The following is a 9,732-nucleotide window of genomic DNA, read 5'->3' on the forward strand; positions in this document are numbered from 1 at the left end:
AGAGTGATGAAATTGAAAATGAGAGTTAATAATAGGTTTTGTGCACAAAGAAAAAGGCTATAAAATGCACCCAGAAAAAGACTAAGAAAACTCTCCATCTTTTTCTGCCTTTCCTTTATCTATTACCCATCACCCATAACCCATAACCTGTTTCTATTCTTCTCTTGCTCATTGATTTCTTTTCTGCTATTAACAAATCGATCATAAAACTATCCAATTTATGCTAAATATATCTGAAAATATTTTTTAATTGGTGCAACTAGGATTTAGAAAATGCCTCGAATCTACGACAATATTGAACACCATCTTTCTAAAGGTCTTACAGAAACATTAAATCTCTCAAAACGCTGTGATTTTTGTGTGGGTTATTTTAATCTCAGGGGCTGGCATGAAATAGCTGATAAGATAGACTCTTTAGATGGAATGCTGGTTACTGAGAGCGAAGATCAAACGCATAGGGTATGCCGATTACTTGTAGGCATGCAAAAATTACCGGCTGAGATACTTAAAGAGTCCTTCCTTCATGATGATTCTTATCTCATCGATCAGGCAGAAATGCTTAAACTAAAAAAAAGGCTAGCCGCTGAATTTAAAGAACAACTCACCATAGGTACACCAAGCGAAAGGGATGAAATATACCTTAGAAAATTGAGCAGGCAATTAAAAGAAAACAGGGTGGTAGTTAAACTCCATTTAAAACACCCCCTGCATGCAAAGCTTTATCTTGCTTATAGTGATGATGTACGCATACCTGTTGTAGGGTTTCTGGGCAGTAGTAATCTCACACTAGCCGGTCTCTCTAAACAGGGGGAGTTAAATATTGATGTGATGGATCATGATGCTGCATTAAAACTTTCTAAATGGTTTGATGACAGATGGAATGATAACAAATGTATAGACATCACCAAAGAACTTATTCAGATAATAGATGAAAGCTGGGCTGCTGACAGACTGGTTATGCCATATCATATATACCTGAAGATAGCCTATCATCTCTCTCGTGAGGCGCGCGCCGGTATAAGTGAATTTAAACTTCCTAAAATCTTCCAGCAGGAATTATTGGACTTCCAGCAGAAAGCTGTATTAATTGCAGCACATCATCTACATAAACGCGGCGGGGTTATGATAGGAGATGTTGTAGGACTAGGTAAAACAATAACTGCTACAGCACTTGCCAAAATGTTTGAAGAAGATTTCTTTCTTGAGACTCTTATAATCTGCCCAAAAAACATTGTTGAGATGTGGGAAGACTATGTCTATAAATACCAGCTTCATGCCAAAGTACTCTCACAGAGTATGGTTCAGAAGCAGTTACCGAATTTGCGAAGATACCGCATTGTTGTGATTGATGAAAGCCATAACATGCGGAATGATAATGGCAGCAGATACCGCGCTATTAAGGCGTATATAGAGGAAAATGAGAGCAAGGTAATCCTACTTTCCGCAACACCATACAACAAGTCATATATTGATCTCTCAAATCAGCTCAGGCTTTTTCTTGCAGATGATAAAGACCTGGGGATCAGCCCTGAACGATATATCGAAAGCACAGGAGGCCCGGTGCATTTTGCCGCAAGGCACACAGAAACCTTTATCCGCAGCATAAAGGCATTTGAAAAGAGCACTTTCTCAGATGACTGGCGTGAGTTGATGAGGCTGTATCTTGTAAGAAGGACAAGAAGTTTTATCAAAAACAACTATGCTGTAACAGATAAAGAAAATGGCCGGAAATACCTGACCTTTTCAGATGGGTCAAGGTCATATTTCCCTGATCGCTTGCCTAAAAAGGTCGAATATGCCTTTGATCCTGAAAACAAAAAGGACCAATATGCCAAACTCTATTCAGATCAGATTATAGTTACAATAAACGGTCTTGAACTCGCAAGGTATGGCCTTGGCAATTACATTAATGAAAAAAGTCCTGTAAAACGATCAAAAGATGAAGAAGTGATCATTGCAAATCTTTCCAGGGCTGGTAAAAGGCTTATGGGTTTCTGCCGCACTAATCTTTTCAAGCGGCTTGAAAGCAGCGGTTATTCATTCCTCCTTTCTCTTTCAAGGCATATCTTAAGAAATTTTATTTTTGTATATGCGCTTGAAAATAACCTGCCTCTTCCAATTGGTAAAAATATTATAGAAAATATGGATGATTATCTTGAAGACAGCGACTTAGACAGTAATGGAGATGATGGCATAATAACCTTTATGCTTGATGAAGAGGAATATCTTAAAAGGGCAAATCAGGTATATGAATTATATACAGGTAAATTCAAAACAAGGTTTGAGTGGATAAGGAGTGAGCTGTTCGTTCCTGACTTGAAAAGATCATTAATTCATGATGGCCGTGAAATCATAAAAATATTGTCGCTTGCCCATGATTGGAATCCTGAAGAGGATAGACAATTAAAAGCCCTTCATGAACTGATCAATAAATCCCATAAGCAAGACAAGATTCTCATTTTTACTCAGTTTGCCGACACCGCGAATTATCTTTTTGAACAATTAAAAGCTAAAGGGGTTAAAAGTATTGAATGTGTTACAGGTGATAGTGAAAACCCAACGCACTATGCACACAGATTTAGTCCTTTCAGCAATGAAAAACAGCACATTAAGGGAACCGAACATGAATTGCGTGTTCTTATAACAACTGATGTGCTGAGCGAAGGGCAGAACCTGCAGGATGCACACATTATCCTAAATTATGATTTGCCATGGGCTATCATCCGGCTCATTCAAAGAGCAGGGCGCGTGGATAGAATCGGGCAAAAGTCCGATAAAATCCTGTGCTATTCATTTTTACCTGAAGATGGTATCGAGAATATAATCAGATTAAGGGGACGGCTCAGGGAGCGGATAAAACAGAATGCTGAGGTAGTTGGCTCAGATGAAACTTTTTTTGACGGTGACCCTGTTAATATCCATGATCTTTACAATGAGAAATCCGGCATTTTTGATGATGAAGATGATTCTGAAGTCGATCTTGCCTCCTATGCCTATCAGATATGGAAGAATGCAACAGATAATGACCCAGCACTCTTAAAAATAGTGCCTGATCTACCGAATGTCGTTTATGCGACAAAGGGTAATACCTTTGTAAAAGACAAGGAAGGCGTTATTGTCTACACCAGGACGGCTGATGATAATGATGTGCTTGCATGGATGAGTACACAGGGCAAAATGATCACCCAGTCTCAACTGGCTATCCTGAAAGCTGCTGAATGTTCAAAAAATACAGAACCACGGTTCAAAATCCCTGATCATCACCAGATAGTCAAGAACGCTGTGGATGTCATAACCAAAGAAGATGTAGCCACAGGAAGCTCACTCGGTAAAAAAACAGGGGTCAAGTATCGCGTCTATATGAGGCTGGACCGCTACCTTAAAGAGAATGAAGGTACACTCTTTGTTACCAATGAGATGAAAAAGGCGGTTGATGATATATTCAAGTATCCTCTTAAGGAATTTGCAAGGGATACACTTAACAGGCAATTGAAGGCAGGGATATCAGACGAAACCCTTGCAAGCCTTGTTGTATCCCTTCGCGATGATGACAAACTTTGTATTACAGATGGAGAAGCTGTAACAGCTCGTCTCCCTCAAATTATCTGCTCTATGGGTATAAGGAATATCGAGTAAAAGTAAATTTAAGGCTGAAAGAGAATAAAAGACATGTCCATCTCAAAAAGAGCATTTGCCAGCTACATAAAGAGTTTTCAATTCAGAGAACTGTTTAATGACATGGGCTGGAATAATGATAGGGCTAAACAGCCAATTATTGTTGATGAAAACACTTATAACCTGATTGGAGTGGCAGAAAAAAGTGGTTTCAGGGTTTTTCTCTGTGCACCTGATAATGGGAAGAAGCTGCCTGATAAGGCTACACGAAAAAAGATTGAAGGAAGAGTGACCAAACTCTTTCAGGAACACCTTCTTATTTTTATTGACGATGAAAAAAGAGAACAGATTTGGCAGCTTGCAGTCCGAAAGGCAGGAGCCCCAACAAGGCTAAGCGAAACACGCTATGCTGTAAATCAGGACCCTGAGCTTTTGTATCAGCGCGCAAGCGGCCTCTTTTTCAAACTTGATGAAGAGGAACAGATTACCATAGTAGATGTCACAAAACGTGTAGCTGAGAATTTCCAGCAGAATAATGAAAAGGTTACTAAAAAATTCTATGAGGGTTTCAAAAAAGAGCATACTGCCTTTCTGAAATTTATCAATGGGATCGATAGCAGGGTGAGTATGGAATGGTACGCCTCCCTCATGCTCAATCGCCTGATGTTCTGTTATTTTATACAGAAAAAAGGTTTTCTCGATAACAATAGGAACTATCTTCAAGATAAACTCGCTACCTGCAAAACAAAGAAAGGGAAAAACAAATTCTATTCCTTTTACAGGGATTTTCTTCTCGCATTATTCCATGAGGGTTTAGGAGCTCCTATTAAAAGCAAAGAGCTGGAGGTTGATATAGGAAGAGTCCCCTATCTGAATGGCGGCCTTTTTGATGAACATGAGATAGAAAAGGCCTTCAAAAATATAGAAATTGATGACAAGGCATTTGAAAGACTCTTTGACTTTTTCGATGAATATGAATGGCACCTTGACACACGTGAGGCTGCCAGCGGCCGCGACATCAACCCGGACGTTATCGGCTATATATTTGAGAAGTACATAAATGACCGAGCCCAGATGGGGGCCTATTACACCAAAGAAGATATCACAGACTATATCAGTAAAAACTGTATTATCCCGTGGCTATTTGATGAGGTTAAACGGAATTATCCTAAAGCTTTTAAGGATGATGAATGGTTATGGAAAATGGTCCGCGAAAGCGGGGATGACTATATCTATGACGCGGTAAAATATGGTGTTCCGGAAGATAAAAATATTTTTGCTGACCTGCCGGATGAAATAAAAAAGGGCTTTGATCCTGAGCTTGAAAAAAAGGTTGTTGATGGTGATGGGCCATACCTACATGAGCTAAGAAAGGATTGGAACAAACCGGCGCCATCGGATATCGCCCTGCCGACTGAAATATACAGAGAAGTTATTGAAAGACGTAAAAGATATGAAGATATTAAGACAAAGATAAAAAATGGCGAAATAAAGAATATAAACGATTTTATCACATATAACCTCAATATCCGGCAGTTTGCCCAGGATGTGATTGAAACCACAGAAGATGCGGAATTTATAAAGCATTTCTATAAGGCATTGTCCGGTGTGACCATACTTGACCCCACCTGTGGATCAGGGGCTTTTCTTTTTGCAGCGCTTAATATCCTTGAACCCCTGTATGAGGCAGCTATTGAAAGGATGCAGGATTTTGTTGCAGCATCAGACAAAGGTAAGTACATATTCTTTGAGAAGAGTCTTGTATATATAACCGCTCCAGAACATCTCAACCTCCAGTACTTTATCTACAAGAGCATCATCCTTAACAACCTATATGGTGTTGATATAATGAATGAGGCGGTAGAAATAGCCAAGCTGCGGCTGTTCCTGAAGCTGGTTGCCACAGTGGATGCCGACTACCGCAAACCTAACCTTGGCCTGGAACCTCTGCCTGATGTGGATTTTAATATCCGGGCTGGAAACACGCTGGTTGGTTATGCAACACAAAAACAGATAGAGGATGCATTTTTTGGAAGAATTGATTTCGGTAATGATAAAGGGAAGATATTTGAAAACTGTAATATGGTGGCCCGTGCCTTTACCAGATATAAAGAAATTCAGCTCAAGGGGAAAACAGAATTAAATGATTTTAAGTATGCAAAGGATGATTTAAATGATCGGCTCGGTAAACTCAGGAATGAACTGAACATACTTCTTCATAAAAAAGATTATGACAGCAAAGATTACAGCTATAATCAGTGGCTTGGCACACACCAGCCCTTTCACTGGTTTGCTGAGTTCTATGAGATCATACAGGGACAGGGTGGATTTGATGTTATTATTGGAAATCCCCCATATTTGGAATTAACACAAATAGACTACAAATTATATGGTTATAAAACGGCTGATAGTAAAGCGGTACATGTGTTTTGCATTGAAAGAAGTATCACGCTTTTAAATAGCAAAGGGAACATTTCCATGATAGTTCCTCTTGCTATAGTCTCGACACAGCGTATGGTTGGTATTCAGTGTTTACTAGAAGATAGCCATTCAGTATGGTATTCAAATTATGCATGGCGACCAGGAAAGCTATTCGACACGGTTAATAGAGCTTTAACAATATTTTGTGCAAACACCGATAACATATTAAAAGTATTCTCAACAAATTATCAAAAATGGGTAAGTGATACGAGAGATATTCTTATGGATAGAATATCTTATTCTTCAATTTATAAAAAAAGAAAATCATTTTGGGTCCCAAAGTTAGGACAACAAATTGAAGAGACTTTACTTTTGAAATTACTAAAATATAAGAGACTCGAATATAACATAACTAAACACGGCATACCTGTTTATTATCGGACAACAGGAGGACTTTACTGGAAAATATTTACAAATTTTCCACCATATTTCAAGTTGAATGGGATCGTAAGTTCATCATCTCGAGAAACAAATTTCAAAGTTGAATCTGATAATATTTCAAAAATAATTTGTGCTTGTTTGAGTTCAGATATTTTTTGGTATTGGTATACAATTACATCAAACTTAAGAGACCTGAATCCAACTGACATCCAAAAGTTTACTATTCCTGAAAACCTTTTTCTTTGTGATAAATTATTATATTTGGCTGATAAATATTTAGAGGATATTCAAAAAAATAGCATTCCTTTAATAAGAGAACAAAAAAACAAAGGAACAACTGAGACACAATCATTCATTATAAATAAATCAAAACCCATCATAGATGAAATTGATACAATACTTGCACAGCATTACTGCTTCACCCATGAAGAACTGGATTTTATAATCAATTATGACATCAAATACCGCATGGGAAAGGAACTGGGTGGGGAAGAGGAGGAGTAAAAGGACGATTGAGTAAACGTAAATAACTGTTTAGGCCTAAATCTGGCCGGTCTTATATTTTATTGATTTATATTTTTTCAGATCATATACTTTGTCGTTATGTGATACAAAATTATGTTTCCTCTATGAGTTTTGTCTTGATTATCAGTATATGGGGATCTTCAGATGGCAGAAATTAATCTTGCGCAGGCAGAAGCAGATTTACTCATTAAGATGGAAAAATATCGTGTTGATGATACGTTATGGGACTATCCAAGTCTTGGGGGCTCAATAATCATCCCCTTGGTTTCAGAAGATAAAAGAGAGAATTTTCTTCTGGATATCAGCAGATATGGGAAAATTGACCTTTTAAAAGGAACGTATCAAAACAGGGCACGGCAGATAATTGTACTTGTCAGGCTGGACTTTGGGGGGCAACCGCATCGTAACCCTGATGACATCGAAATCCCTTCGCCTCATTTACACCTTTATCGTGAAGGGTATGGCGACAAATGGGCGATGCCGGTGCCTGGTGATTATTTTAAAAATACAAAGGACATGTGGCAGACATTACAGGAATTCATGGATTATTGTAATATTGTCCAACCACCAAATATCCAAAAAGGGCTATTTTCATGATTGATGAAATACATATATTATTAGATCAATATACGGCATGGCTAAAAGATAAGACTGCCCTTCGTAAGATTGATGACTGGGTGGAGATTACTACGCCTTATCTGGACAGGCATAATGATTATATACAAATTTATATCAGACGGGATAACGGCAGCTATATTCTTACAGATGACGGCTATACAATTGATGACTTGAAAAGATCTGGCTGTGAGTTAGAAAGTAAAAAAAGAAGAGATTTGTTAACTCTTACATTGAATGGTTTTGGTGCAAAACTTGAAGAGAATGCATTGGTTATGCGTGCCTCTTCTGAAAATTTTCCACTAAGAAAACATAATCTGTTACAGGCTATACTGGCAGTAAATGATCTTTTTTACCTTTCCGTACCTATGGTGGCAAGCCTGTTTCTTGAGGATGTTACAGCATGGCTAGATTTGAATGATATACGTTATACTCCTAAGGTAAAGTTTACCGGTAAGACCGGATATGACCATTTGTTTGATTTCGTTATTCCAGCATCTAAAAAGCAGCCTGAGCGAATTCTTCACACAATTAATAAACCAAGTCGTGACACTGCTCAAAGCGTTGCCTTTTCATGGATTGACACAAAGTCAGTAAGACCAGAAAATGCGATGGCATATGTTTTCTTAAATGATACTGAACATACACCATCTGCTTCTGTGATAGACGCGTTAAAAAATTATGACGTCAATCCTGTTATATGGAGCCGCCGAAACGAGGTGCAGGAGGTATTGGCAGCTTAGTTTTAAATGCTGGGCTATGTAACTATTAGCAAACCTGTTTGTTCATTTTTATCTGAACAGGAATAGATCATCAAATAGAAGCAGAGTAGCCAGAAAAGTAGCCAGTAAAGTAGACAGAAAACATCTTAGAAAATTCTTGGGATTTTGCCTGATATTTAACGACAATTTAAAATTTGGATAACCCTTTACTTTTCAGGTAGTAAATATGATTGTCGCATCACTAGGAAATAGAGATATCCTGAAATTACATAAAACAGCATTCCTGTGCAGCAGGGATATTCCTGCTTCCATTGTATTAAAGTGTTATGACTGGGCGATAGAACAACGCGATAAGGGCGCATGTGTTATAAGCGGCTTTCATTCACAAATAGAAAAAGATGTTTTTCATTACCTGCTGGCAGGCACGCAGCCTGTGATTATGGCTTTGGCTCGCGGGATGAAAAAAAGATTTGAGCCTGAATTAAGAAAAGAAATCGATAAAGGTCGCTTATTAATTGTAACTCCATTTGATAAAGAAATTGAATATGTAACTTCAAAAACTGCTGAGAAAAGAAACAGGTTAATGATTGAGCTAGCTGAAAAGGTTGTTATAGGGTGTGCGAGTAGAGGTGGTATGCTTGCTAACCTTATTTTAGAAATAGATGAAAAAAAACTAAATAAAATATAGTGAATGTGTAAAATGGGTATAATCCTCAAAACATCAATTGAGCTGGATAAAAGATAACAGGTTAAAGGTCTTTCAGAAACAGAATTACAGAGCCTTGATTTTGAGTTTGACCTTATATTTGTGAACGGCGGCAACAACCTGGAAAACCTTTTGAGAGCTGAAGAGAAATGGAAGGCGCGGGTTATGGAGGAAGAATTTAAGGAAAGTTATCGATATGATGCTATTAATCTAACGCACCTACTGTGATAGTCTTTATTGGAGAAAAGATGCCATGATGACAATGAAAATGTTTACACGTAAATTTGAATCAATTCCAGCCATAACCTCCTGGTATCTTTCTGATATCAGTGAATCAAAGGGAAGACAGGAATTATTCACACGACAATCGCCTCAAAGACTTAAGGTATTGCGTGAACATGCCCTTATTGAGAGTGCTGTATCCTCTAATCGAATTGAAGGTGTGGAAGCAGACAAATCAAGGATAGGGACTATCCTGTTTGGTAAACCAGCACTCAAAGACAGGGATGAAGAGGAAATAAGAGGATACAGGCAGGCACTTGCATTGATTCATGATCAAAAAGAGAAGCTTCCTGTCTCTGAAAAAACTATTTTAAAGCTGCATAAACTTGCACGTGGGAAGATTTGGGATGCAGGGAAATACAAGGAAAAAGATGGAGATATTATCGAAAAATACCCTGATGGACG

At 38.1% G+C, this 9,732-nt stretch carries 6 protein-coding genes; all 6 read left to right on the forward strand.

Annotation, left to right across the window (positions count from 1 at the left end):
* Window positions 1-273 precede the first annotated feature (273 nt).
* Complete coding sequence (locus tag GX654_09210; protein ID NLD37035.1) at window positions 274-3,636, forward strand: NgoFVII family restriction endonuclease; 3,363 nt, start codon at window positions 274-276, stop codon at window positions 3,634-3,636.
* A gap of 33 nt (window positions 3,637-3,669) precedes the next feature.
* Window positions 3,670-6,981 carry a hypothetical protein gene (locus GX654_09215; GenBank protein ID NLD37036.1) on the forward strand — a complete coding sequence of 1,104 codons (3,312 nt, stop codon included), beginning with the start codon at window positions 3,670-3,672 and terminating at the stop codon, window positions 6,979-6,981.
* Window positions 6,982-7,146: 165 nt separating this feature from the next.
* The gene (locus GX654_09220) at window positions 7,147-7,599 is read left to right on the forward strand and encodes a hypothetical protein (GenBank protein NLD37037.1); all 453 of its coding nucleotides are present in this window, start codon (window positions 7,147-7,149) and stop codon (window positions 7,597-7,599) included.
* On the forward strand, window positions 7,596-8,360 hold the full coding sequence (locus tag GX654_09225; GenBank protein NLD37038.1) for a DUF1829 domain-containing protein: 765 nt from the start codon (window positions 7,596-7,598) through the stop codon (window positions 8,358-8,360). Before GX654_09220 ends, GX654_09225 begins: the two co-directional genes overlap by 4 nt.
* A 205-nt stretch (window positions 8,361-8,565) precedes the next feature.
* Entirely contained in the window at window positions 8,566-9,027 is a 462-nt protein-coding gene (locus tag GX654_09230; GenBank protein NLD37039.1) for a DNA-binding protein, read from the forward strand.
* A 271-nt stretch (window positions 9,028-9,298) separates the two neighbouring features.
* Window positions 9,299-9,732, forward strand: a 434-nt coding sequence (locus GX654_09235) for a Fic family protein (protein ID NLD37040.1), incomplete at its 3' end; no start/stop codon positions are given.

It is taken from the genome of Desulfatiglans sp., assembly GCA_012513605.1.
Lineage (GTDB): Bacteria > Desulfobacterota > DSM-4660 > Desulfatiglandales > HGW-15 > JAAZBV01.

Excerpts from the sequence above, each read along its gene's own strand:
- GX654_09210 (NLD37035.1), top strand. The coding sequence starts at position 274 with ATGCCTCGAATCTACGACAATATTGAACACCATCTTTCTAAAGGTCTT.
- GX654_09215 (NLD37036.1), top strand. The coding sequence starts at position 3,670 with ATGTCCATCTCAAAAAGAGCATTTGCCAGCTACATAAAGAGTTTTCAA.
- GX654_09220 (NLD37037.1), top strand. The coding sequence starts at position 7,147 with ATGGCAGAAATTAATCTTGCGCAGGCAGAAGCAGATTTACTCATTAAG.
- GX654_09225 (NLD37038.1), top strand. The coding sequence starts at position 7,596 with ATGATTGATGAAATACATATATTATTAGATCAATATACGGCATGGCTA.
- GX654_09230 (NLD37039.1), top strand. The coding sequence starts at position 8,566 with ATGATTGTCGCATCACTAGGAAATAGAGATATCCTGAAATTACATAAA.